This is a genomic window from Niallia sp. NCCP-28 (genome assembly GCF_023168165.1).
In the GTDB taxonomy this organism is placed as follows: domain Bacteria; phylum Bacillota; class Bacilli; order Bacillales; family Cytobacillaceae; genus Niallia.
The window spans coordinates 139,188-165,286 of the sequence record NZ_BQYJ01000004.1 but is presented as its reverse complement, the minus strand read 5'-3'; the positions used below and the strand labels follow the sequence as shown (position 1 = coordinate 165,286).

Here is a 26,099-nt window from a genome sequence, read left to right as displayed (position 1 = left end):
GGGAATAAATATGAGTGCGAGTGGAGTGAATGAAACACAGCTTGTCATTATTACTGGAATGTCTGGTGCAGGGAAAACAGTAGCCATACAAAGCTTTGAAGATTTAGGATTTTTTTGTGTCGATAATCTGCCGCCAACTCTTTTGCCAAAATTTCTAGAACTAATGAAGGAATCCAAGAATAAGATGAATAAAGTCGCATTGGTTATGGATTTAAGGGGAAGAGAATTCTTTGACCATTTATTCAGTGCTCTTGATGAAATGGCAAAATCATGGGTGGCACCCCGTGTATTATTTTTAGATGCAGAGGACGGCACCCTTGTAAGAAGGTATAAAGAAACAAGAAGATCTCACCCTCTCGCACCATCTGGCCTCCCTTTAGAAGGCATTAAATTAGAACGGGAATTATTGGAGGAATTAAAAGGCCGGGCTCAAATAATTTATAATACATCACAAAGTTCTCCAAGGGAGTTAAGAGAGAAAATCCTAAAGGAATTCTCTGGTAATAAAGACTCTATCTTCAATGTGAATGTTATGAGTTTTGGATTTAAACATGGTCTTCCAATTGATGCAGACTTAGTATTTGATGTGCGTTTTTTACCAAATCCTCATTACGTTGAGCATATGCGCCCGAAAACAGGTCTTGATGTGGAAGTGTCAAGCTATGTATTAAAATGGACGGAAACAAATCAATTCCTTGAGAAAGTACTTGATTTATTGACGTTTATGCTCCCGCATTATAAAAAAGAAGGGAAATCTCAGCTGGTTGTCGCAATAGGATGTACAGGCGGACAGCATCGATCTGTTGCTTTGTCGGAATACATCGGGCATCATTTTGAAAAGGATTATCATGTATCAATAACTCATCGTGATATGAAGAGGAGAAAGGATTAATATGCATGAGTGAAAACGAACAGCCTAGAATAGTAATCATCGGTGGCGGCACAGGTTTATCCGTTTTGCTAAGAGGCTTAAAAAAGTATCCAGTGGATATTACAGCAATTGTAACCGTTGCCGATGATGGAGGGAGCTCTGGAAGATTAAGAGATGATCTTGATATTCCAGCACCTGGTGATATAAGAAATGTATTGGCAGCTTTATCAGACGTGGAACCCTTAGTGGAAGAAATGTTTCAGCATCGATTTTCAAACAGCAAAGATTTAGATGGGCATTCATTGGGAAATTTGATTATTGCAGCAATGACTTCTATAACAGGGAACTTTACGTATGCCATACAGGAAATGAGCAAGGTCTTAAATGTTCGTGGAAAAGTATTGCCAGCAACCAATCATAGTGTTGTATTAAATGCATTAATGGAGGATGGAACAATCATCAGCGGCGAATCAAGAATTCCCCAGAGTGATAAGAAAATTCAGGAAGTATTTTTAACCCCAAAAGATTCCTCCCCATTGCCAGAAGCTTTGCAGGCGATACGCCATGCAGATTTAATTGTAATTGGACCTGGCAGTTTATATACAAGTATTTTGCCTAACTTAATTGTTCCAGAAATTGCAGAAGAGATACTAAAAGCATCAGCTAAAAAAATATATATCTGCAATATTATGACACAAGCAGGTGAAACATTAGATTATTCTGCAAGCGATCATGTGAAAGCTATTTATAGGCATATGAAGAATTCCTTTCTTGATACAATTCTGGTGAATAAAGAAAACATTCCTCAGAGTGTACAGGAAAGATACAATGAAGAAAAAGCGAAACCTGTATTTTTTGATACAGATCAGTTGGAATACCTTGGCTTAAATGTAATTGCGGGAGATATTATTAGCTTAGATGAGGGAGTAATACGCCACAATACTTTAGAAGTAGCAAAAATACTCTATTCCCTTTTAGATAGCGGTGCTGTAAGCGAATAGGAGTATCAACCATAATTTGTAGTCTATTGATTAATCAGATTACAGCTTATAATGAAAATGCAGGATTATTTTAAAACCCTGAAAATAAAAAAGAGTATATTAGATATATTACTCTTTAAATAATTTTGAACGCTATATTAATAATCTACGTGGATTAATGATATTGCGTTTTTTAATGGAGGTGAAGGAAATGTCTTTCGCTTCAGAGACAAAAAAGGAACTAACTACAATTGAAGTCAAAAATTGCTGCGGAAAGGCAGAGTTATCTGCGTTGATCCAAATGAACGGCACTTTATCTTTTTCTAATCAAAAATTAGTGGTAGATATACAAACCGAAAATGCAGCAATTGCGAGAAGAATCTATACGCTGATTAAAAGATATTTTGATATTCCAGTAGAACTTCTTGTACGAAAAAAAATGCGGTTAAAAAAGAATAATGTTTATATGGTCCGACTTTCAACTAAAGCAAAAGAGATATTGGAAGAATTGAAAATATTAACAGAAAATTTTATGTTTACACATGAAATATCAGCAGAACTTGTCAAGAAAAAGTGCTGCAAAAGATCTTATTTAAGAGGAGCCTTTTTAGCTGGCGGTTCTGTTAACAATCCTGAAACCTCTTCTTATCACTTGGAAATCTTTTCATTATATAAAGAGCATGTTGACGCATTATGTGAGTTGATGAATACTTTCGATTTAAACAGCAAAACGCTAGAAAGAAAAAAAGGCTGTATCACTTATTTAAAAGAAGCCGAAAAAATTACTGAGTTTTTAAATATTATTGGTGCACACGGTGCACTTCTTCGTTTCGAAGATATTCGTATTGTGCGTGATATGAGAAATTCAGTGAATAGGCTAGTTAATTGTGAAACAGCTAATTTAAATAAAACAATCGGTGCTGCATTAAGACAAGTGGAAAATATCCGTTTTATAGATAGAACAGTCGGTTTGCAAATATTGCCAGAAAAACTCCGCGAAATTGCTGAATTGCGAGTAGCATATCAGGATGTTACATTAAAGGAACTAGGAGAGATGGTGACCTCCGGAAACATAAGCAAATCGGGCATTAATCATCGTCTAAGAAAAATTGATGAAATTGCAGAAGCTTTGCGCAGGGGAGAAAGTGTCGTTTAATTTCTTTTCCTACTATACAAATAGGCAAGTTTCCTTTAGGATTACTCATTAAATGGAGGAGATTAAAGGGAACTTGCCTATAAAAATAGACTGAATTAGCAAAAAAATCAGTTGCAGAAGATAAAGGGTATTTTTCCTAGGATAAATTACTTTTAACGTTGGTTAAAAGAGGCATGAAATTTTGAAGCAATAATAATAATTAAAGGGCATTTATATTAATAGATGATGTTTTGCTTGATTACTTGTATAATATAGAATAATAACATTTTCGGGAGGGATTGTGAAAAGATGGTGGAAAAAGAAATAGTAGTTACGATAAAAACAGGACTGCAAGCTCGTCCGGCTGCAATATTTGTGCAAGAGGCATCCAATTATGTATCAGAAGTATTTATTGAAAAGGATGGAAGAAAAGTAAACGCTAAAAGTATAATGGGCATTATGGGGCTAGCTATCAATTCGGGTGCTACTATTAAGCTGATCATTGAAGGAAGCGATGAGATGGAAGCGCTTAAAGGTCTTAGTGAACTATTGTAAAAAAACACCTCGCTTTTAAAAGCGAGGTGTTTTTTGCGGTAAGCTTATTTATCGTTCTCTTTTTTCTCTGTTAATGTGCTGCGTGTAATGATATGGTCTACAAGGCCGTATTCTTTTGCTCTTTCTGCAGTCATAAAGTTATCGCGTTCTGTATCACGAGCAATTGTTTCAAGCGGTTGACCAGTACGCTCAGAAAGGATGCCATTTAATTTATCACGCAAGAATAGAATTCGTTTTGCCGCAATATCTATTTCTGTTGCTTGGCCTTGAGCGCCACCAAGAGGCTGATGGATCATTACTTCACTATTTGGAAGACAGTAGCGTTTGCCTTTTTCACCTGCTGCAAGCAAAAATGCACCCATAGAAGCAGCCATTCCGATGCAGATAGTCTGCACTTTTGGTCTGATAAATTGCATTGTATCAAAAATAGCCATACCAGCAGTGATGCTTCCACCTGGACTATTGATATAAATAGAAATATCTTTTTCAGGGTTTTCCGCTTCTAAAAATAATAGCTGAGATACAATTGAGTTCGCTACATTATCATCAATTGCGCTTCCTAACATAATGATGCGGTCTTTTAATAGACGAGAATAAATGTCATAAGCGCGTTCTCCTCTATTTGTTTGTTCAATAACTGTAGGAATTAAATTCATTACAAATCCTCCTTTGAAATAATTTTACGTTATAAGTATTGTTTCTGTCAGTATAGAATGAAATTTCTATGCTGTATGTAATCATAATGATACACGGATGGTCAATTAAGGTCAAACGATTACTACTATAAGTTAAGAATAATCCTTCGAAACCCATTTATTAGGACAATTATATACTGAAAAGATGAAGGTATACAGTTTCTGATAAATTACATGGTCTTTACCAGTTTACCCACTCACAATCATTTTAAACAATTCAAGCCTTGCAAACAAAGGAGATTTAGCATATAATAGGAAGGTGAAATTTATATAAGAATAATTTTTATGCTGCCCTCGTGGTGTAACGGATAGCACGTAAGATTCCGGTTCTTGAAATGGGGGTTCGATTCCCTCCGAGGGCGCTAATAAAAAAACACCTTTTTGCCATCCTGGCAAAAAGGTGTTTTTTTATTATTTTAATGCTAGCTATAAATGAAAATGGGATTATGGATGGTATAGGGAAAAGTTTGTACATAGGGTTTGCATCAAAGAGAAAACTTCACTTTTTCGCCAAATTTCACTAAAAATAGACTCATTTAAGTTGAATATCTCTAACACTGGTGTTAGAATGATTTTGTAGCAGGAATGTTTTTTTTTGCATCCACTGGGACATAATATGTCTATGTGGGACTTTTGATGACCACTGTAAGTGAAGGAGCTACATCAATGTTGTCATTTATTGAGATTCAAAAAAGATTATTACCTGATTTGCTTACAGTTATGCAAAAAAGATATTACATACTTCATTACATTAATAATATGCAGCCTGTTGGAAGAAGAAGCCTGGCAGGAAGTTTAGGTTTGACTGAAAGAGTTTTGCGAGGAGAAGTGGAATTTTTAAAAGAACAGAAACTAATACAAATTTCTACTATTGGAATGTCACTGACTTCGATTGGCAAAGAAACTCTGGAAAGTCTTTCTAGTGTAATGAGAGAAGTAACGGGTATTAATGAAATGGAGAAATTATTGCATAAAAAACTTAATATTAGCAAAGTAATAATTGTTGCTGGTGACAGTGACTATTCTCCATGGGTGAAAAAAGAAATGGGTCTTGCTGCAGCAAATTGTATGAAAACTCTTCTCAGAGGAGATAATATCATCGCGGTTACTGGAGGCACTACGATGGCTTCCGTTGCAGAAATGCTAACCCCTGATGTTGTGGATGGAGAGCTGCTTTTTGTCCCTGCCAGGGGAGGTATAGGGGAAGATGTGAAAAACCAAGCCAATACTATTTGTGCAATGATGGCAGATCATACAGATAGCAAACACCGTGTCTTATATGTTCCCGATGAGGTAAGCGAAGATATGTACAAAAGCATCATAAAAGATCCTCACATCAGTGAAGTGCTAAGCCTGATCAAGTCTGCTGATTTATTAGTGCATGGAATTGGCGAGGCGATTACTATGGCGCAACGCAGAAGAACTAGTGCTAGCAACATGTCTAAAATAAAAGAAGCAGAGGCAGTTGGTGAAGCATTTGGCTATTATTTTAATGAAAATGGCAAAGTGGTCCACAAAGTAGATACCATTGGCATTCGCCTTGATAATCTGCCGGAAGTGCCAAATGTGATAGCAGTTGCTGGAGGCTCATCAAAATCAAAGGCTATACGTGCATATTTAAAAAAAGCACCGCCTTCTACTGTATTAATTACAGATGAAGGAGCCGCCAAAAGTTTGATATAACGGGAATTCCCTTTATATATTAATATCCTTAAAATTCGAGGAGGAAATAAAAATGACAGTAAAAGTTGGTATTAATGGATTTGGACGTATCGGACGTTTAGCATTTAGAAAAATTATGGAAAACCCAGAATTAGAAGTTGTTGCAATCAACGATTTGACTGACACTAAAATGTTAGCACATCTTTTAAAATATGATTCATCTCAAGGAACTTTCCAAGGCGAAATCGAAGTACATGAAGGCTATTTCTTAGTAAACGGCAAAAAAGTTGTAACAACTGCTGAAAGAAATCCAGCAGACCTTAAATGGGGAGAACTTGATGTAGATACAGTTATCGAATCTACAGGTTTCTTCACAACAAAAGAAAGTGCAGAAGCTCATTTAACAGCAGGAGCTAAAAACGTTGTAATTTCTGCTCCAGCTACTGGAGAAATGAAAACTATTGTTTACAATGTTAACCATGAAATTCTTGATGGTTCTGAAACAGTTATTTCTGGTGCTTCTTGTACTACTAACTGTCTTGCTCCAATGGCACAAGTTCTTCAAAATAAATTCGGTATCGTTGAAGGTTTAATGACTACAATCCATGCTTACACTGGCGACCAAAACACTTTAGATGCTCCACATCCAAAAGGTGACTTCCGTCGTGCTCGTGCAGCAGCTGAAAACATCATTCCAAACTCAACTGGTGCTGCTAAAGCAATCGGTCTAGTATTACCAGAACTTCAAGGTAAATTAGATGGAGCTGCACAACGTGTTCCTGTTAAAACGGGTTCATTAACTGAACTTGTAGTAGTTCTTGATAAAACTGTAACTGTTGAAGAAGTAAATGCAGCTATGAAAGAAGCAGCTAACGAATCTTTTGGTTACACTGAAGACGAAATCGTTTCTTCTGATATCATCGGAATTAGCTATGGTTCATTATTTGATGCTACTCAAACAAAAGTATTAACAGTTGGCGACAAACAACTTGTTAAAGCTGTTGCTTGGTATGACAATGAAATGTCTTACACTAACCAACTTGTTAGAACAGTTAAACACTTCGCACAACTTACAAAATAATTTTAGTAACAACTAAAATTAGGAGTGTTTACTACACCCTTAATCAAACAGCGGAAACATCTTGTTTCCGCTATTTTAAAAAAATAGCAAGTGGAGGGTATCTATAATGAACAAGAAAACAATCCGCGATATCGAATTAAAAGGAAAAAAAGTATTTGTCCGTGTAGATTTCAACGTTCCAATGAAAGATCAAACAATTACAGATGAAACAAGAATCCAAGCTGCACTTCCTACTATCAATGAATTAGTAGAAAAAGGAGCAATTGTTATTTTAGCAAGCCATTTAGGACGTCCAAAAGGCCAAGTGGTAGAAGAATTACGTTTAACTCCAGTTGCTAAACGCCTTTCAGAGCTTCTAGGAAAAGAAGTTGCGAAAACAGATGAATCTTACGGGGATGCTGTTAAGGCAGAAATCAGCAAACTTTCTGAAGGGGATGTTCTTCTTCTTGAAAACGTTCGCTTTAATGCTGGCGAAGAAAAAAATGATGCAGAATTAGCAAAAAACTATGCAGAGCTTGCTGATGTATTCGTAAATGATGCATTTGGAGCAGCACACCGTGCGCATGCTTCAACAGAAGGCATTGCCCATCATATTCCTGCTGTATCAGGTTTATTGATGCAAAAAGAATTAGATGTTCTTGGAAAAGCTTTGTCTAATCCAGATCGTCCATTTACTGCTATCATCGGTGGAGCAAAAGTAAAAGATAAAATTGGCGTTATTGAAAACCTGCTTGAAAAAGTGGATAATTTAATTATTGGCGGCGGTTTAGCTTATACTTTTGTGAAAGCTCTAGGACATGAAGTTGGTTTATCTCTTTTAGAAGAAGATAAGATTGAACTTGCTAAGTCATACATGGAAAAAGCAAAAGAAAAAGGCGTTAAATTCTACATGCCTGTAGATGTTACAATTGCAGACGATTTTTCAGAATCTGCAAACATCAAACAAGTTTCTATTGAAGAAATTCCATCTGATTGGGAAGCTTTAGATATCGGTCCTAAAACAGCAGCAATTTATGCTGATGTAATTAAGAGTTCTAAATTAGTAATTTGGAATGGACCTATGGGTGTATTCGAAATGGATACATTTGCTAAAGGCACAAAAGCAGTAGCAGAAGCACTTGCTGAATCTCAAGATACATACTCTGTAATTGGTGGGGGAGATTCTGCGGCAGCAGTTGAGAAATTTGATTTAGCGGATAAAATGAGTCATATTTCGACTGGCGGCGGTGCGTCATTAGAATTTATGGAAGGCAAGGAACTTCCAGGCGTTGTAGCATTAAACGACAAATAAGCATTTACAAAGATGGCATGAAAGGATGTATGAAACATGCGCAAACCTATAATTGCAGGTAACTGGAAAATGAATAAAACGCTTCCTGAGGCTGTTGAATTCATTCAAGAAATCAAAGGTTCTATTCCTTCAAGTGAAAATGTAGACGCGGTAGTATGCGCTCCTGCATTATTTCTTGGACAATTAGTAGAACTTACTGATGGTACGGAAGTAAAAATCGGTGCACAAAATATGCATTTTGAAAAAAGCGGTGCATTTACTGGCGAAATCAGCCCAGTTGCACTTGAAAATATTGGTGTGAAATATGTTGTGCTTGGACATTCAGAGCGTCGTGAATTCTTTAATGAAACAGACGAAACTGTAAACCAAAAAACAATTGCTGCATTTGAAAATGGCTTAACTCCAATCGTTTGCTGTGGAGAAACTTTAGAGCAAAGAGAAAACGGCGAAACAAATGATTTCGTTGCAACTCAAGTAACTAAAGCTCTACAAGGTTTAACACCAGACCAATTAAAAGCTACTGTTGTAGCATATGAACCAATCTGGGCTATTGGAACTGGAAAATCTTCTACTTCAGCTGATGCTAACGAAGTATGTGCACATATTCGTAAAGTAGTAAGTGAACAGTTTTCTAAAGAAGTTGCTGAAAGCATTCGCATTCAGTATGGCGGCAGTGTAAAACCTGAAAATATTAAAGAATACATGGCTCAATCTGATATTGATGGAGCTTTAGTAGGTGGAGCAAGTTTAGAAGCTCAAAGTTTCCTTCAATTATTGGAGGCAGGTAAAGCATGAGTAAATCGCCAGTAGCATTAATCATATTGGATGGCTTTGCTTTAAGAAGCGAACGTATGGGAAATGCCGTTGCTCAAGCAAATAAGCCTAATTTTGATAAATATTGGAATGAGTATCCACATGCTACTTTAGTTGCTAGCGGTGAAGCAGTAGGCCTTCCCGAGGGGCAAATGGGTAACTCTGAAGTTGGTCATTTAAATATTGGGGCAGGACGTGTTGTTTATCAAAGTTTAACTAGAGTGAATGTTGCAATTAGAGAAGGCAGTTTTGAGAAAAACGAAACCTTTGTAAATGCAATAAAAAATGCAAAAGAAAAAGGCAAAAAACTTCATCTTTTTGGTTTATTATCAGATGGTGGAGTACACAGCCATATTGAACATATGTTTGCTCTTCTTCGTCTTGCAAAAGAAGAGGGTATCAAAGATGTATATATTCACGGAATTCTTGATGGTCGAGACGTCGGTCAAAAGACAGCTGAAAAATACATTAAAGAAACTCAAGATAAAATGAAAGAATATGGTGTAGGCGAATTTGCTACCATCTCAGGCCGTTATTATTCCATGGATAGAGATAAACGCTGGGATCGTGTAGAAAAATCTTATCGTGCAATGGCATATGGGGAAGGACCTAGCTACTCCAATCCTCTTGATGTTGTAGAAGATAATTATCGCAATGGTATATTTGATGAATTTGTATTGCCTTCTGTTATTACAAAAGAAAATGGAGAACCAGTTGCAACGATTGAAGATGAAGATTCAGTAATTTTCTATAATTTCCGTCCAGACCGTGCAATTCAAATCTCCAATACATTTACAAATGAAGATTTCCGTTCATTTGATCGTGGAGAGAACCATCCAAAGAATCTTTATTTTGTATGTTTGACTCATTTTAGTGAAACAGTAAAAGGGTATGTGGCATTTAAGCCAACAAATCTTGATAATACTTTAGGCGAAGTATTATCGCAAAATGGATTAACACAGCTTCGTATTGCAGAAACGGAAAAATATCCTCATGTTACTTTCTTTATGAGTGGTGGCCGTGAAGCAGAATTTCCAGGGGAAAAGCGTATTTTGATCAACTCGCCTAAAGTGGCAACATACGATTTAAAACCTGAAATGAGTGCATATGAAGTAACAGATGCATTATTAAAAGAAATTGAAGCAGATAATTTTGACGCTATCATCCTAAATTTTGCAAATCCTGATATGGTTGGGCACTCCGGAATGCTTGAACCAACGATTAAAGCAATTGAAACAGTTGATGAATGTCTAGGGAAAATTATCACATTGATTGAGCAAAAAGGCGGTAAAGCTATTATTACAGCAGATCATGGTAATTCTGATGAAGTTGTAACATTAGAGGGCACGCCGATGACAGCTCATACTACTAATCCTGTACCAGTTATCGTCACTCAAAAAGATGCAGAATTGCGTACAGATGGTATTCTTGGAGATTTAGCTCCAACTATGTTAGATTTATTAGGGTTAGAAAAACCAGCAGAAATGACTGGAACATCTATTATTAAAAAATAAGTTATTTTAAAGGAGAGAATTAATATGCCATATATTCAACATGTATACGCTCGTGAAGTACTAGATTCACGCGGTAACCCAACAGTAGAAGTGGAAATTTTAACAGAATCAGGTTTCTTTGGACGTGCACTTGTGCCATCAGGTGCTTCAACTGGTGAATACGAAGCTGTAGAATTACGCGATGGTGACAAATCTCGTTACCTTGGAAAAGGTGTTCTTAAAGCTGTAGAAAATGTAAATGAAGTAATTGCTGAGGCAATTATCGGTATGGACGTTACAGATCAAGCTGGAATCGATAAAGCAATGATCGAACTTGATGGAACAGAAAATAAAGGCAAATTAGGTGCTAACGCAATTCTTGGTGTTTCTATGGCTGCTGCACATGCTGCTTCTGAAGTAGTAGGTTTGCCATTATACCGTTACCTAGGTGGTTTCAATGCAAAACAATTGCCAACTCCAATGATGAATATCATCAACGGTGGTTCACATGCTGATAACAACGTGGATTTCCAAGAATTCATGATCTTGCCAGTAGGTGCTCCAACATTTAAAGAAGCTTTACGTACTGGTGCTGAAGTATTCCATGCATTAAAATCAGTATTATCTGCAAAAGGTTTAAATACTGCTGTAGGTGATGAAGGTGGATTTGCTCCAAACCTTGGCTCTAACCGTGAAGCATTAGAAGTAATCATCGAAGCAATCAAAAAAGCAGGATACGAGCCTGGTAAAGATGTATTCTTAGGAATGGACGTTGCTTCTTCTGAGTTTTACAACAAAGAAACTGGCAAATACGATCTTGCAGGAGAAGGCCGCACTGGTTTAACTTCTGAAGAATTAGTAACTTTCTATGAAGAGTTAGTAAACGAATTCCCAATCATCTCTATTGAAGATGGATTAGATGAAAATGACTGGGAAGGTCACAAACTATTAACAGACCGCATTGGTTCTAAAGTTCAATTAGTTGGTGATGATTTATTCGTTACAAACACTAAAAAATTAGCTGAAGGTATCGAAAAAGGAATTGCTAACTCAATCCTTATCAAAGTTAACCAAATTGGTACGTTAACTGAAACTTTCGAAGCAATTGAAATGGCTAAACGTGCTGGTTACACAGCAGTAGTTTCTCACCGTTCTGGTGAAACAGAAGATGCAACAATCGCTGATATCGCTGTTGCTACAAACGCTGGCCAAATCAAAACTGGTTCATTATCTCGTACAGACCGTATCGCTAAATACAACCAACTTCTTCGCATCGAAGACGAGCTTGGAGATTTAGCAGTATATGATGGTCTTAAATCTTTTTACAACCTTAAAAAATAATAAGATTGTAGAAACTAAAGGCTGAATTTAGCTGTACAATATTTAGCTTTAAAACCTCCTATTTATGTGTGAGTTATCCACATTAAATAGGAGGTTTTTTTATGTTGACTAAGGATTTATTAAAAGAGTTCTTATTTGAATTACAGATGAAGAACTACTCCAAAAGAACAAATGAAACGTACAATTACAATATTGGGCAATTCATTGCGTATTTAAAAAAGGAATATGAAGTAGATCAGATTGAGGATATATCATCTATTCATTTAAAGAAGTTCATACAATACCAAGTAGGAAACGGAAACAAATCGAACCTATATAAAATACGGTTGAGTACTTGTGCTGGCCGTTTTTGATTACATTTACCTTTTTCCTAGTATCAGCGTTCTCTGCTTCAAAATATTATTTTCCATTTGAATATAGCTGCACCATTTGTTGTTTAAATTCTGTGTGAAAGTTCGGTGGGATTTTTTGCTTATGGTGGATTCTTCTCTGATTGTTCTATTCGTATTTTATGTGAGCTTAAAATATAAGTGAAAGTGAAGGCTACCCAGGCCGTGTCAATCTAATCAAAAAGAAAATCATATTTTAATCATAAAAAGATAAATGATTGCAGATAATTTATATATCATGATTTTAAGGAGGCGCTAATGGAAACAAATAATTTTGATCCAATTTTAAATCCGGCATCTAAAAAGAATCAAGAAAAGAACTTAGAAATTAGTTCTACCGGTTATGGACTTGAACCCGTTCAAAAAGAAACGGAAGAAGCACACAATCAGCAAAAAACAAAGGATGCTAATCAGTCCTGTGGTGGTTTGTAGCCCACAAAAAGGTAGGATGAAATCCCCTAGACTTAATGGGTCGGGGGATTGTTAGATAACAGGTGCATCTTCAAGCTTGTTCTATCCTAAAATTTCAATGCAGATCTGATCGTTTTTTCCTTATAATGAATATACTCCGATTCTTTCTTATATACCTCATTACAATAGAATTGTAAGTAAAAAGCTAATTTTGTTTTAATAAATTGTTGTTAAAGCTGTTCAGGATTTGGCTTGAATCTATTAAGATCCTCTGACACTTTTGGAATCTTTCGGTATTATCCGAAAGATTAGTTGATGATTTTTCTATCTCCCTTTAATACATCTAAAATTTTTATCATTTATAACACCAAGTAAAGTGCTTGTTTTCTTCGGATGAAATGCTCATGCAATCGGAAAGTTTTCTTAACTCCACAAAAATTTCCTTTGCCCCCATAGTGCTCTTTTCCACAGATTGTGTTCTTGCTCTTTACTTTTTGTCTGGTTGCTGTGTGATTTGTACTCGGTATTCAGCGGGAGTAACATTAAAATATTCCCTGAATTTTTTATAAAAGTGATTAAAGTTGGAGTATCCTATTTCATCCGCGATTCGGTTTATTGGTAATGGAGTGTTTTCAAGCAGAAGCTTTGCCTGGCGAAGACGAAGTTTTTGAATCATCTCACTAAAGGTCTTGCCAAAATGCTCTTTAAGAATCCGACTTAAATAATTGGGATGGAAATGAAACTTCTGTGCCACCTCTGTAAGGCTTGTTGATAGGTAATTTTCCTCAATATACTTAAGAATCTCCACAAGGGATAAATTCAATGATGTTGTCTCCTTATTAGGCAGTTTTGCTTTTCTGGCTAATCTCATCAACTCGGTGAATAGAAGGACGATATTGCAATTGATCACTTCAATGGTCGCAAGATCTGGATCAAAATATTCGCACATGGCAGTACTGATATAGTGCCTGACTTTTCCATTTCCATGAGATGGAAAGTAAAGAAACGTCCATTTATACTAGGTTTATAGATTGCATCAATAACGAATTCAGAAATGAGATCATTTTCTGTTAAGCGGGATAGAATAAAGTAATTTTTCCTTAGCAAGATATTAATGATAATGGTTTCTTCTCCTACCTTATTAATCGTATGAATCACATCTGTATCAAGGATTGTGAGGTCCCCTTCTTTCATCTCGACAATCTGGCCATTAATCACTTGAGTAAAACTTCCAAAATAGGCATAACTGATTTCCAAATAATCATGTTTATGGGAATCAAATGGGGCAACTACAATTTGGGAATCATGGTCTGCCATAGCACCGGATGGAAAAGTTGGTCATATATCTTTTAACCATTATGCATTTGGATGTATTGGGGATTGGTTATATCGACATATAGGGGGGATAAAGTCTGAGCAACCGGGATATAAAACAAACATTATTGCACCTTATACCAATTGTGGATTAACATGGGCAAAAGCAGAAATTAAAACCGGTGACGGAATATTGTCTTCATCATGGTCCAAAATAGATAACATGGTAAAATTGAATATTGAAGTGCCGGCAAATACAACTGCAACTGTAATTCTACCTGGAGATGTTGATCTGACTTTAAATGGAGAGTTATTGAAACGTGCAAATAAAGAAGATTTAAATGTTAGAGTTGGAAGTGGTGTGCACCAGTTTGAATATAGGGATAATCGTGTTTTAAATATTTAAAGTAATGTTTTATTGGTAATGAGCACTTTTTTAAAAAAATTAAGTGAAATGTCAATCTTTTTATTATTCTTAAAGAAAGATAGTGAGAAATTGTACTGAAAGTAAAGAGTGCTTTAATAAGAGTAAGTAACAATCTAAATAAGGCGTTATATACAATATAGGTTCAAAAAACCTCTTGCTTATGTATATTTATAAGCAGGAGGTTTTTGTTTGTTTATGATTATCTATACGCATTTATTGCAAAAAAATGGGTGAATTTGTTATAAATTAATACCAGTTTCTTAATGAATGGGATTAAGCATCGGTTACTTATCATTATGGTCAGAATACACATCAAATAAGTAAAGGTAATAATCTTTATGTTTTTTTAATAATTTATGTTTTGTATATTGCTTTTTTTGATAAAGAGCTATGGGCAATGATGATAAAATAAGTATGGAACTACATAAAAAAATTAAGCATAGTATACCCAAAATCATTTCCATCTAACATTCCTCCCTTTAAACTAAGCGTAAATGATGAAACGCGTTTCAGAGCAAGGAAAAGTTTTAATAGAAGGTGAGTCTATGACAAACATTAAAGATATAGCAAAGATGGCGGGAGTGTCGGTAGCAACCGTCTCTCGTGTATTAAATAATCATCCATATGTAAGCAATGAAAAAAAAGCTGTAGTAAGACTTGCAATGGAGAAATGCAATTATCAGCGTAATATCAATGCGGTACATTTAAGCAAAGGAAAAACATTTTTAATAGGTGTGGTTATACCGTTCACTAATCATCCTTATTTCGGTTTATTAGTAGAAGGCATCGCTAATGAAGCAGTAAAACACAACTATAAGTTAGTTGTGTTTCAAACGAATTATAAGGAAGAGCGAGAAGTGGAAGCTCTAAAAATGTTGCAGCACAAGCAAATAGATGCTTTAATCATCTGTTCTAGAATTTGCAATTGGGACATTATCACTGGGTACGCAGCTTATGGCCCTATTATTTTAGGTGAAGATGCACGGGGGAAAAATATATCTTCTACTTATATCGATCACTATAAAAGTTTTTCCATAGCTTTAGAATATCTTCATAATAAGGGCCACCATAAAATTGGTTATTGTGTAGGAAGAAAAACAGGTACTAACAGTAAACAAAGAGAAGCTGCTTATAAAGATTTTCTTCATAAATGGCAGGAAGAATTCAGACCAAATTATATTTTCTATGAGTGTTTCAACTTTGAAGATGGAGAAGAGATAATGCAGCGTTTGATGAAGATGGAAAATCCGCCATCAGCACTATTGGTTGCAAGTGATCAGGTAGCGGCTGGCATTTTAACTTGCTGCAAGGAACATAATATTCATGTGCCGAATGAGCTTGCATTAATGGGGTTCGACAATCAGCCAATAGCAAAAGTGATGAATATAACGACACTGGAGATTCCATTAAAGGCAGTTGGAAGAAAACTATTTCTTCAGGCAATGGACAGTTCCACAATTTCTCATGAAGAGATAGCTGTCAAATTAATTAAACGACAAACTGTATAAAATAGATTGTTTTTGAAGTTAAAAGGCATAGGAAGGAGAGAAAATCGCTGGTTTTGACTTTATAAGCACGCACTATGGCACACTGACTGAATTATCTTTGAAGACCCTACTTTTATAAGGAATAGATAAGGAAAAAATAATAAAAAAAACGATTCTCTTTAATAGGGCCTGCTATTGTTCCCTTTTCTAAAATATGTTACATTAATACTAATGTGATGTTCGTCTTAATGGAGGTGTTAATATGCTGCACACTGTTTTAATTATTTTATTAATGATAGTTGCTATAGCGCTTATTGCTGTTGTACTTCTTCAATCAGGAAAAAGCTCAGGTTTATCTGGTGCCATCTCTGGTGGAGCAGAGCAGCTTTTTGGTAAACAGAAAGCTAGAGGGTTGGATTTAATTCTTCACAATACTACAATCGTTTTAGCTATTTTGTTTTTTGCATTAACGATTGCGGTAAGTTATTTTGATTTATAAAAAATAGTCTGGTATAGAGTAAAAAGCCTGACCTGGTAAAGGTCAGGTTTTTTTTCGAAGTTCATTATGTGGGTAAATTTAGAAAAAGGTCGGTTTTATAGAAGGAAAACATAATACTGGATTGTTTGTTCCGTCTCTGACTAAAATAAAGAGTACCTAATATTTTTGAATAGATTTAGCAGTATTTTCATTATTTGTTTTCTATATAATTTTGCTTAATGAAAATGTAGTGAATAAAAAGACTTAGGGCACGATAAGTATAAGAAAAGGAGAGTATAGATAATGAAAGTAGTTCAGCAAAAGCCGTTAACATTCAAAGGAGATAATAAAAGAGCAGTATTATTATTGCATGGATTTACTGGCAACACATCAGATGTGCGAATGTTAGGTCGTTTTTTAAATACAAAAGGATATACTTGCCATATTCCTTTATATAAAGGACACGGGGTTCCACCAGAAGATTTAGTGCAATATGGCCCAAAAGATTGGTGGCAAGATGTGATGGCAGGATATGAATTTTTAAAAAATGAAGGCTATGAAGAAATAGCGGTTGGCGGTTTGTCCCTTGGCGGCGTATTTTCCCTGAAATTAGGTTACACTGTACCTGTAAAGGGTATTGTAACAATGTGTTCGCCGATGTATCTAAAGAGTGAAGAAGTGATGTATGAAGGAGTATTAGAATATGCCCGCAATTATAAAGTGCGGGAAGGCAAGTCAGAGGATCTAGTTGAAAAGGAAATGGCTGATTTTGCTCCTATGAATACTTTAACAGAATTGCGGAATTTAATTGCAGATGTGCGTCAATCAGTGGATTTGATTTATTCTCCAGTATTTGTAATTCAAGGGAGACATGATCATATGATTAACACAGACAGCGCTAATATTATCTATCAAGAAGTAGAATCTGATTTTAAAAAAATAAAATGGTACGAAAATTCTGGCCATGTTATTACACATGATAAAGAAAAGGATGCTGTTTTTAGTGATTTTTATGCGTTTTTAGAAAAACTAGATTGGACAGAATATTAGAAAAGACTTAAAGGAGGTTTATAATTTGGAAGAAATAATTCAGCAACATATCGATAAGCTGTTAACCTATATGAAAGATGAAGCATATAAGCCGTTAACAGTACAAGAATTGGAAGATGCCTTTGGAATTGAAGATTCTATTGGATTTAAAGATTTTGTCAAAGCATTGGTGCAAATGGAAGAAAAAGGGCTAGTTGTGCGGACTAGAAGCAATAGATACGGACTGCCTGAGAAAATGAATTTAGTTAGAGGGAAATTAGCAGGACATGCTAAAGGGTTTGCTTTTGTTATTCCAGAAGAACAAGGAATGGACGATGTATTTATTCCTCCAAATGAAGTCAATACAGCAATGAATGGAGATATTGTTCTCGCTCGTGTTACTTCAGAAAGTTCTGGTCAACGAAGAGAAGGAACGATTGTCCGTATTATAGAAAGAGGGATACAGCAGATTGTTGGAACTTATTCTGAGAGTAAACATTTTGGTTTTGTTATTCCAGATGATAAGAAAATAGCAACGGATGTATTTATCCCGAAAGGAAGCACTAAAGGAGCGATTGAAGGACATAAGGTGGTTGTTAAATTAACCGCGTATCCAGAAGGACGCAAAAATGCTGAAGGTGCCGTTGTTAAAATTTTAGGGCATAAAAATGATCCTGGCGTCGATATTTTATCTGTTATACATAAACACGGTTTGCCATTAGCTTTTCCAGAAGAAGTGCTGGATCAAGCAAATCAAACTCCAGAAGTAATTGATGAGAAGGAAATAGAAAATCGCCGTGATTTAAGAAATGAAACGATTGTTACAATTGATGGTGCAGATGCAAAAGACTTGGATGATGCGGTTACAGTAACAAAGTTAGATAATGGCAATTATAAATTAGGAGTCCATATTGCAGACGTCTCCTATTATGTGACAGAGTCTTCTCCAATTGATGTGGAAGCAGAAGATAGAGGGACAAGTGTTTACTTAGTCGATCGGGTTATTCCAATGATACCACATCGCCTTTCCAATGGGATTTGCTCTTTAAATCCTAAAGTAGACAGATTAACCTTATCATGTGAGATGGAAATCAGTTCAACAGGGGAAGTCGTTTCTCATGAGATTTTTCAAAGTGTAATTAAAACAACTGAACGCATGACGTATTCCGATGTTAAGTCTATCCTTCAAGACAAAGATGAAGAACTAATTAATAAATATAAGAATCTTGTACCAATGTTTGAATTAATGGGAGAACTTGCTGAAATCCTTCGCAAAAAAAGAATGACTAGGGGTGCCATTGATTTTGACTTTAAAGAATCGAAAGTGCTTGTAGATGAAAATGGAAAACCAGAAGATGTAGTATTAAGAGAACGTTCTGTTGCGGAAAGATTAATTGAAGAATTTATGTTAATTGCAAATGAAACTGTTGCAGAACATTTTCATTGGATGCAAGTTCCTTTTATTTATCGAATCCATGAAAATCCAAAAGAAGAAAAGCTAAGAAGGTTTTTTGAATTCATTACGAATTTTGGCTATGTTGTAAAAGGAACAGCAAATGAAGTGCATCCGCGGGCACTTCAAGAAATCATTGAAGCAGTTCAAGGGACGCCAGAAGAAATGGTGATTTCGACCGTTATGCTTCGTTCGATGCAGCAAGCGAAATACAACCCAGATAGTTTAGGACATTTTGGATTGTCGACAGAGTTTTATACCCATTTTACATCACCAATTAGACGATATCCTGATTTAATTGTTCACCGTTTAATTCGCACCTATTTAATCGAAGGGGATATAAGTGCTCCAACACAAGAGAAATGGAACAGCAAACTAACAGATATTGCGGAGCATTCTTCGAATATGGAAAGAAGATCTGTGGAAGCAGAACGGGAAACAGATGAACTGAAAAAATCAGAATATATGCTTGATAAAATTGGTGAAGAATATGATGGCATTATTAGCTCTGTTACAAACTTTGGGATGTTTGTTGAGTTGACTAATACAATTGAAGGGTTAGTCCATGTAAGTTATATGACAGATGATTATTATCGTTATGATGAGCGTCATTTTGCTATGATTGGTGAAAGAACAGGCAAAGTATTCCGCATCGGGGATGAAATTACGGTTCGGGTCGTTAGTGTCAATAAAGATGAGCGAGCAATCGACTTTGAAATTGTAGGCATGAAGGGAACTCGCCGGAAAGATCCGAAAAAAGAAGGCAGAGTATTTTCTACAGGAAGCACTGCACGTTCCCCGCGTAAAGGAAAATCGGAAAGAGCAGACAAAGACCGCAAAGGCGCAAAAAGCAGCGGAGACGGGAAACGTAAAGGAAAAAAAGAAAGAAAGTTTTTTGAAAATGCACCAAAAGCAAAAAGGAAAAAGAAACGCCGCTAAAAGAGTAGGGGGAATCATTCCCCCTAAGCGGCTTCTTAATTTTTGATTATTTGTTTGCAATCGTTTTTTTTGCTACAATGGTGCTATAAGTAAGGGGGAAGAGAAATGCCTAAAGGACAAGGCAAGGTAGTTGCCCAAAATAAAAAAGCAAATCATGATTATTTTATAGAAGAAACATATGAAGCTGGCATTGTTCTTCAAGGAACAGAAATAAAAGCCATTCGTGCCGGAAGAATCAATTTAAAAGAATCGTATGCACGCATTCATAATGGGGAAGTATTTTTATATGGCATGCATGTTAGTCCATATGAGCAAGGGAACCGATATAATCACGATCCGCTGCGAACAAGAAAACTGCTGCTTCATAAAAAGCAAATTTCCAAGTTGATTGGAGAAACAAAAGAAGCTGGTTATGCTCTTGTTCCATTAAAATTATATTTAAAAGATGGGTTTGCAAAGGTTTTAATTGGACTCGGCAAGGGTAAAAAGAATTATGACAAGCGGGAAACATTAAAAAAGAAAGAAGCAAATCGGAATATCGAACGAGCATTGCGTGAAAGGCAAAAAATGTAATCCAAAAACTTACAATTGATATTTGGTGAGTTTATGCTATAATAAATTATGTCGATAAGACATGCAAGCTTTTAAGCTCCTATTTTTGAGCTTCCTAACGTGAACGCATATTGCGTGAATCATGCAATGTAACAATTGCAAGATTTTATCCTAATGGGGACGTTACGGATTCGACAGGGATAGTTCGAGCTTAAGTTGCGAGTCGAGGGGATCGGCCTCGTTAAAACGTCAAAGCCTATAACTGGCAAACAACAAAACAACTTCGCTTTAGCTGCTTAATAGCGCTTAGCGGTTCCTCCCTCCATCGCCCATGTGGTAGGGTAAGGGACTCAACGATAGTGGGCTACGCCGGATTTCACCGTCTGAGGATGAAGGAAGAGAACAATCAGACTAGCTCATCGGACGCCAGTCAACAGGCATAAGAATGAGCGAAATGCGAATATGTTGACTACACTCGTAGAAGCTTAAGTGACGATGTTTCTGGACGAGGGTTCGACTCCCTCCGTCTCCACCAAATACATATTTGGTGGTTTTTTGCTTTTTAGTCCATAAGAATTAGATAAAGAAAACCCTAAAATATGAGGGAAAGTTAACTTTTCCTCATATTTTAGGGTTTTTTGCTTTAGACGCGAGTATGCAAATGAAAAAGTCTAATCATTAGCTGTAAAAAGAAGATTGCTATAAAGTGAAACTCAATCAGTGGGGGTTTTCCACGTCCCCCCACTGATGGTTAGTGGAACCAATCAGGCTTTTATGGGCAAGTTTCTATCCAGCTAGATTTCTCTTTTTCTTTTACCATCCCTTAAGTGGGGTCAAAAGCCCGTTGTTGCGTGATAAAATTTATTAAACATTCTTATCGAAAAAGAGGAACGATGAAATTTATTTACCATTAATTTCATTAAGTGCAACAATCTGATTCAACCTAAGGTATTAGGCGTTTGCCTATAAAAAGTGAGAAGCATATTTATCTAACAATAGTTTTTTTATATCATCAGAATTTAAGTTGGAAATTTCATTTATAAATGAATCGGCAATAATCTTGCGTCTAGAGCTGGTCGAAAATCCAGCTTTTAATAAAATATCTATGTCATTCTGATCAAAATAAAATTTCAGCTTTACACATGAGTATTTTTGTTCTGCCAGCAATGTTGCAATTCGGTTTGAAAAAGTAATGATAGTATCGTAATCTAATTTTTCAATTAAATATAGCTCGTTAATATTTAATGTATGAATTACCTCAATATCTAAATGATGACGCAAATTCTCTATAAAAAAATCAGTTTTCTCAATTGCTGAATTTGTAACAATAACAATTCTTTTAGTATTTCTTCCAATCACCTTATTTTCCATTATAAACTTTTTGAAAATTAAAGTCAGTGTGGAGATTTGTGATTTATTAAATTTAATATTATGATCATTTTCTATTACTTTTACAGCGCTACTGACAATAGTAAATAATTTAGGCAAGAATTTATAGGTGTCTTCTAACTTATTATCATAGAAATAAAAACCATACTGTGAATGAATAATGCATTTGTAAAGATACGTATAAACCTCTTTAAAAAGAGGCTTATATTGATAGAAGTTTGTAATGATATTTTTTTGTATTTTCTTAATGAAGCGTTCTGTTGTCCTTTTTAAGTGTTCATCCATAATGTAGGGAGCGTTTGCATTGTAGTCTAAAGACGCAATAATATAATCCAGAAAATGATTTTCGGGTTCATCTGCATGCTTAAAAAAGTTCCACTTATACACATAAAGACCTATATTTTCGTTTTTTTCTATAAAGTGCTTATGATTCCTTCGATATAAACTTAAAATGATATATAAATAAAAAAACTTTTTCGACGTATAGGACACTCTAAAATGATTTTTTTGATAAAAGTCATTAATGAGAACTTTTGAATGAACTATTTCTGGTTTGACAACCTCGAAAAAAATATCCACTAGATATTTTTGAATAGGATTATTTGCTTTCCTATTAATCAATTCTTCCTTTTCATTGATCTCTATTAAAGAAACTAAAATAGATGCAGTTAAAATTCTAAACGTGCACTCTGTTCCCTCTATCTGTATTCCTTTTGCTGGTACAGTTTTTAAATTCAAATAATTTTTTGTTAAGTAATCTGAAAGTGCTTTTAAATCTTTCTTTTTAGTAGTTAAACTAATCCCAATGTCCTCATAAATTTTAGAAGTATTTAAATATTTGGTTAAAAATGATAGTACAATAATCATCGAAATACGTTCTTCTTGGGAAGATATATAATCTTGAATACTTAAATTGCTGATAAATTGAATATAGTCGGTATATTTTAAGCTGCTTTTTATTATGCTTCCATCCATGACAAATTGCTTGTCATCGGGAAGATACATATTAATATTTGCGATATGTCTCTTCAGACTATTTATGCTTCTATTAAAGATCTGTTCTGATTCAGATAAATTCAACAAATTTTTTTCTTGCAGATAACTTGCGATTTTTAAATCAAGGCTATTAATACTAATAGATTTCATCTCCTTTTACAATAAGAATTTATTAAATGGATAGATGTTCGGAGATAGTGCAAAGATTTCTTTTACTAGTATCATAACAAATTTAGCAGAAATATTTTAGGGCAACTTTGTTAATCGCTTTCAAACCATAAAGTTACCTTGAGGAAAGCGCTTAACAAACATACAATCAATTACGAAGCAAACATTATGTAAAGGAGATAATTATACCATGAAAGAAAAAATAAAGACTGGTATTCAGGTTTTTGGGCGTTCATTGCTTCTGCCTATTGCTGTAATGGCACCTATAGGAATGATAATGGGTATTACAGGGGCATTAGGACAGGATTATATGATCAATAAGATTCCTTTTTTAGGAAATGAAGTAGTTCAAACTACAATAAGTAGTTTACAGACAATAACGAGTGTTGTATTTAATAATATTCCTTTGCTTTTTGCTATGGGAGTGGCCTATGGAGTATCTAAAAAGGAAAAAGGAATAGCGGTATTTTCAGCTGTACTTGGTTATTTGATTATGACAATTGTAATGAACGTTTATCTATCCATTACTGGAACATTAGTGGAAGATCCTGCAAAACTATCGCAAGTTGGCCAAGGCATGGTCTTAGGGATTCAAACATTAAGACTTGATGCATTTGGCGGAATAATAGCAGGTTTAATAGCCGCAAAATTAACGGATAGGTTCTATAAACTGCAATTGCCTTTAGCCTTTGCCTTTTTTAGCGGGAAAAAATCAGTACCAATTATTACCTTTTTGGTGATGCTTCCTATAGGAATTTTAATTCCAATCATATGGGGAGTTGTTACACAGTTTTTATTAGCTATTTCCTTTATCTTTATGAATGAATATGTCGGGGTTGGATTTTATTGGTTTGCACATAGAGCATTAATTCCATTCGGATTACATCATGTATTAGCATCTGTTGTTCGATTTTCAGAAGCAGGTGGGGTATACCTTATAGATGGCCAAAATTATATTGGGATTTTAAATGCTACAAATAAAATACTTTTTGAATTAGGGCCACAGCATGAAAGCTGGGATAGGTTAATGCCTGATTTAACAAAATATTTAGCTTCCGGTCAAATGCTTATTACATTATTTAGAATTCCAGCAATTGGTTTAGCTATGTATCATACTGCTTTTAAGTCCAATAAGACGATTACAAAAGGTGTACTAATTACTGTTGTACTGACTGCTTTTTTAGGTAATGTAACAGAACCCTTAGAATTCACCTTTTTATTCATTGCGCCAGGCTTATTTATCGTCTATGCCATACTTAGCGGGATTATGGCTTTGCCATTAAACTTCTTGGATATTTCTATTGGTTATATTCGAGGCACCATATTTGATTTTGGGATATTTGGCCTTCTTTATGAGAATACACATTGGGTTCAATTGATAATACTTGGTCTAGTTAACTTTGTTGTATTCTATTTTGTTTTCCGATTCGCTATAACTAAATTTAATTTAAAAACTCCTGGACGTGAAGAAAGTGTTAGAAATAGTACATTATTAAAAGAGAAAAAATACCCAGAGATTGCTGAAATAGTAATTGAAGGTCTAGGTGGAAAAGAAAATATTAAAAACGTTGATAACTGTGTAACAAGATTAAGAATTGATTTAATGGACCAAGAAAAAGTAAATGAAGATAGAATAAAAGACTCTGGAACTTCAGGCATTTTCTTCCCGCAAAAAAATCATATACACATTGTATTTGGACCACATGTTGAATTTATTAGAAATGCTGTGGATGAAAGGAAATAAAAGAAATTATCAACAGAAGGAAGGATATAAATGAGAGCAATGTATGATTCAAAGACTAAAACAATGTATGACTATGGCATGAGAGAGTTGTTGACGAAAGAAGCTAAATATCAATCATGGCTAGATGTAGAAGCAGCTTTGGCAAAGGCTCAAGGCGAACTCGGAATCATTCCTAAGGAAGCAGCTGAAAATATAAATGCTGCTTGCAGGATAGAGAATATAGATTTAGAAGAAATGGATCGTATCTATCAAGAAATAGGGCATGGATTTGTGCCATTTTTAAAAGTGTTAGTAAAAGCATGTGATGAGAAAAGTGGGAAATATATTCATTTTGGTGCTACTACTCAAAACATTCAGCAGAGCGCACAACTACTAAATATGTACAAAATACATCAAAAATTATTAAAGGTAGTCGCTCAAATTTTAGAAAACCTAGGGGAGTTAGCAGAAAATCATAAAGATACCATTATGGCTGGAAGGACACATGGCCGCCATGCTATTCCTATAACATATGGATATAAAGTTTCTGTATGGATTAATGACTTTATTGCTACAGTTGAGAGATTAAGAGAGTCAGAAAAAAGAGTTTTTCAGATAATGATGGGTGGAGCAATAGGGGCTTTCAATTCATTAGGAGAAGACGGAAGAAAAGTACAACAAAGAGTTGCTGAGATATTATCCATGTATTCTATGGAAATTCCTTCAAGAAATATAAATGCACATAAAATAGAATATATAATGAACTTAGCTTTATTGGCAAGTAATTGCCATAAAATTGCAGAAGAGGTTTATGCAACATCTATTGAAGAGTATGGGGAAGTTTCAGAGGGATTTAAAAAAGGAACGGTTGGAAGCAGTACGATGCCGCATAAAATAAATCCTAAGCTTTCTAAAGGAATAATAGCCAACTCTCAGAAAATTTACTCCCTTCCTCAGGTTGGGCTTGTAGCAAATGCACGGCCTTTTGAGGCTGATAGCAGCAGTTATATGATTTTTGATGCTACCTTAGAAGAAGCTATTTCATTAATTATAGAAATCATTCTGCGTACAGAAGAATTAACTAAAGATATTATTGTGCATAAAGAGAAAATGTATGAAAATGTTCAAATAAATAAGGGCTTGGATAATAGTGAATATATCATGATGAAAATTGCAGAGAGAGTAGGGAAAGATCAAGCTCACTCTTTACTCTACCATCTTTCTATGGAATCTCTGAATAATAGAGTGGATTTTGAAGAGATTCTTCTACAAGATGAAAAAATAAATAGTGTATTTACTATAAAAGAAATAGAACAAATGCTTAAACCAGAAAGCTATATTGGATTATCAGAAGTTTTTTCTGTAGAGATGGCAAAAAAGGCAAGGTTAATTGCTAAAGCAATAGAAAAATAGAAAAGCTTTTTAAA

The 26,099-nt window shown here is 35.1% G+C and carries 24 protein-coding genes, 1 tRNA gene and 1 other RNA gene; 22 read left to right on the top strand and 4 right to left on the bottom strand.

What is annotated here, in order from left to right; all coding sequences use genetic code 11:
* The first annotated feature begins 10 nt into the window (after positions 1-10).
* The 4 genes from rapZ to NCCP28_RS13440 all read left to right on the top strand — a co-directional run bounded on the left by rapZ (position 11) and on the right by NCCP28_RS13440 (position 3,541).
* Complete coding sequence (gene rapZ, locus NCCP28_RS13455; RefSeq protein WP_248561928.1) at positions 11-892, top strand: RNase adapter RapZ; 882 nt, start codon at positions 11-13, stop codon at positions 890-892.
* 5 nt (positions 893-897) lie between these two features.
* On the top strand, positions 898-1,872 hold the full coding sequence (locus NCCP28_RS13450; RefSeq protein WP_248561927.1) for a gluconeogenesis factor YvcK family protein: 975 nt from the start codon (positions 898-900) through the stop codon (positions 1,870-1,872).
* 190 nt (positions 1,873-2,062) lie between these two features.
* Complete coding sequence (gene whiA / locus NCCP28_RS13445; protein ID WP_101177242.1) at positions 2,063-3,007, top strand: DNA-binding protein WhiA; 945 nt, start codon at positions 2,063-2,065, stop codon at positions 3,005-3,007.
* Between the two features lie 288 nt (positions 3,008-3,295).
* Positions 3,296-3,541 (top strand): HPr family phosphocarrier protein, encoded by a 246-nt coding sequence (locus NCCP28_RS13440; RefSeq protein ID WP_248561926.1) that lies wholly within the window; start codon positions 3,296-3,298, stop codon positions 3,539-3,541.
* A 44-nt stretch (positions 3,542-3,585) separates the two neighbouring features.
* Here the strand turns inward: NCCP28_RS13440 and clpP are convergent, their stop codons facing one another.
* The gene (clpP, locus tag NCCP28_RS13435) at positions 3,586-4,197 is read right to left on the bottom strand and encodes an ATP-dependent Clp endopeptidase proteolytic subunit ClpP (RefSeq protein WP_248561925.1); all 612 of its coding nucleotides are present in this window, start codon (positions 4,195-4,197) and stop codon (positions 3,586-3,588) included.
* A gap of 329 nt (positions 4,198-4,526) precedes the next feature.
* On the opposite strand from clpP, the gene NCCP28_RS13430 reads away from it, so the two are divergent.
* From NCCP28_RS13430 to NCCP28_RS13390, 9 genes are all read left to right on the top strand, one after another.
* Positions 4,527-4,598 (top strand) — tRNA-Arg (locus NCCP28_RS13430).
* Positions 4,599-4,902: 304 nt separating this feature from the next.
* Entirely contained in the window at positions 4,903-5,919 is a 1,017-nt protein-coding gene (locus NCCP28_RS13425; protein ID WP_248561924.1) for a sugar-binding transcriptional regulator, read from the top strand.
* A gap of 52 nt (positions 5,920-5,971) precedes the next feature.
* Positions 5,972-6,979 (top strand): type I glyceraldehyde-3-phosphate dehydrogenase, encoded by a 1,008-nt coding sequence (gap, locus tag NCCP28_RS13420; protein ID WP_248561923.1) that lies wholly within the window; start codon positions 5,972-5,974, stop codon positions 6,977-6,979.
* Between the two features lie 106 nt (positions 6,980-7,085).
* Positions 7,086-8,270, top strand: a complete 1,185-nt coding sequence (locus NCCP28_RS13415; RefSeq protein WP_248561922.1) for a phosphoglycerate kinase — start codon at positions 7,086-7,088, stop codon at positions 8,268-8,270.
* A gap of 36 nt (positions 8,271-8,306) precedes the next feature.
* On the top strand, positions 8,307-9,065 hold the full coding sequence (tpiA, locus tag NCCP28_RS13410) for a triose-phosphate isomerase (RefSeq protein ID WP_248561921.1): 759 nt from the start codon (positions 8,307-8,309) through the stop codon (positions 9,063-9,065).
* On the top strand, positions 9,062-10,597 hold the full coding sequence (gene gpmI / locus NCCP28_RS13405) for a 2,3-bisphosphoglycerate-independent phosphoglycerate mutase (protein ID WP_248561920.1): 1,536 nt from the start codon (positions 9,062-9,064) through the stop codon (positions 10,595-10,597). Before tpiA ends, gpmI begins: the two co-directional genes overlap by 4 nt.
* Positions 10,598-10,621: 24 nt before the next feature.
* Entirely contained in the window at positions 10,622-11,917 is a 1,296-nt protein-coding gene (gene eno, locus NCCP28_RS13400) for a phosphopyruvate hydratase (protein ID WP_248561919.1), read from the top strand.
* 101 nt (positions 11,918-12,018) lie between these two features.
* On the top strand, positions 12,019-12,270 hold the full coding sequence (locus tag NCCP28_RS13395; RefSeq protein WP_248561918.1) for a phage integrase N-terminal SAM-like domain-containing protein: 252 nt from the start codon (positions 12,019-12,021) through the stop codon (positions 12,268-12,270).
* A gap of 294 nt (positions 12,271-12,564) precedes the next feature.
* Complete coding sequence (locus NCCP28_RS13390) at positions 12,565-12,738, top strand: hypothetical protein (RefSeq protein WP_248561917.1); 174 nt, start codon at positions 12,565-12,567, stop codon at positions 12,736-12,738.
* 466 nt (positions 12,739-13,204) lie between these two features.
* On the opposite strand, the gene NCCP28_RS13385 is transcribed toward NCCP28_RS13390, so the two are convergent.
* A complete protein-coding gene (locus NCCP28_RS13385) occupies positions 13,205-13,540 on the bottom strand; it encodes a helix-turn-helix transcriptional regulator (RefSeq protein WP_248561916.1) in 336 nt (111 codons plus the stop codon).
* 83 nt (positions 13,541-13,623) lie between these two features.
* Positions 13,624-14,034 (bottom strand): AraC family ligand binding domain-containing protein, encoded by a 411-nt coding sequence (locus tag NCCP28_RS13380; protein WP_248561915.1) that lies wholly within the window; start codon positions 14,032-14,034, stop codon positions 13,624-13,626.
* Between NCCP28_RS13380 and NCCP28_RS13375 the strand changes: the two genes are divergently transcribed.
* The 7 genes from NCCP28_RS13375 to ssrA all read left to right on the top strand — a co-directional run bounded on the left by NCCP28_RS13375 (position 14,012) and on the right by ssrA (position 20,931).
* Entirely contained in the window at positions 14,012-14,437 is a 426-nt protein-coding gene (locus NCCP28_RS13375) for an alpha-L-rhamnosidase C-terminal domain-containing protein (protein WP_309296635.1), read from the top strand. The two genes, NCCP28_RS13380 and NCCP28_RS13375, sit on opposite strands and share 23 nt — an antisense overlap.
* Positions 14,438-15,003: 566 nt before the next feature.
* A complete protein-coding gene (locus tag NCCP28_RS13370) occupies positions 15,004-15,966 on the top strand; it encodes a LacI family DNA-binding transcriptional regulator (protein WP_248561914.1) in 963 nt (320 codons plus the stop codon).
* Positions 15,967-16,210: 244 nt separating this feature from the next.
* Positions 16,211-16,444, top strand: coding sequence for a preprotein translocase subunit SecG (gene secG, locus NCCP28_RS13365; RefSeq protein WP_248562201.1), 234 nt, complete (start codon positions 16,211-16,213; stop codon positions 16,442-16,444).
* Positions 16,445-16,726: 282 nt separating this feature from the next.
* Positions 16,727-17,473: an alpha/beta hydrolase gene (locus NCCP28_RS13360; RefSeq protein WP_248561913.1), complete on the top strand. Its 747-nt coding sequence runs from the start codon at positions 16,727-16,729 to the stop codon at positions 17,471-17,473.
* Between the two features lie 25 nt (positions 17,474-17,498).
* Positions 17,499-19,844 (top strand): ribonuclease R, encoded by a 2,346-nt coding sequence (gene rnr, locus NCCP28_RS13355; RefSeq protein ID WP_248561912.1) that lies wholly within the window; start codon positions 17,499-17,501, stop codon positions 19,842-19,844.
* Positions 19,845-19,949: 105 nt separating this feature from the next.
* The gene (smpB, locus tag NCCP28_RS13350) at positions 19,950-20,417 is read left to right on the top strand and encodes an SsrA-binding protein SmpB (protein WP_248561911.1); all 468 of its coding nucleotides are present in this window, start codon (positions 19,950-19,952) and stop codon (positions 20,415-20,417) included.
* A gap of 155 nt (positions 20,418-20,572) precedes the next feature.
* Positions 20,573-20,931, top strand: a transfer-messenger RNA (tmRNA) gene (gene ssrA / locus NCCP28_RS13345).
* 428 nt (positions 20,932-21,359) lie between these two features.
* Here ssrA and NCCP28_RS13340 read toward each other — a convergent pair.
* Positions 21,360-22,931 carry a PRD domain-containing protein gene (locus NCCP28_RS13340; RefSeq protein WP_248561910.1) on the bottom strand — a complete coding sequence of 524 codons (1,572 nt, stop codon included), beginning with the start codon at positions 22,929-22,931 and terminating at the stop codon, positions 21,360-21,362.
* A gap of 208 nt (positions 22,932-23,139) precedes the next feature.
* On the opposite strand from NCCP28_RS13340, the gene NCCP28_RS13335 reads away from it, so the two are divergent.
* Together NCCP28_RS13335 and NCCP28_RS13330 are read left to right on the top strand one after the other, a co-directional pair.
* Positions 23,140-24,693: a PTS transporter subunit EIIC gene (locus NCCP28_RS13335; protein WP_248561909.1), complete on the top strand. Its 1,554-nt coding sequence runs from the start codon at positions 23,140-23,142 to the stop codon at positions 24,691-24,693.
* Positions 24,694-24,723: 30 nt separating this feature from the next.
* Positions 24,724-26,085: a class-II fumarase/aspartase family protein gene (locus NCCP28_RS13330; RefSeq protein ID WP_248561908.1), complete on the top strand. Its 1,362-nt coding sequence runs from the start codon at positions 24,724-24,726 to the stop codon at positions 26,083-26,085.
* Positions 26,086-26,099 lie beyond the last annotated feature (14 nt).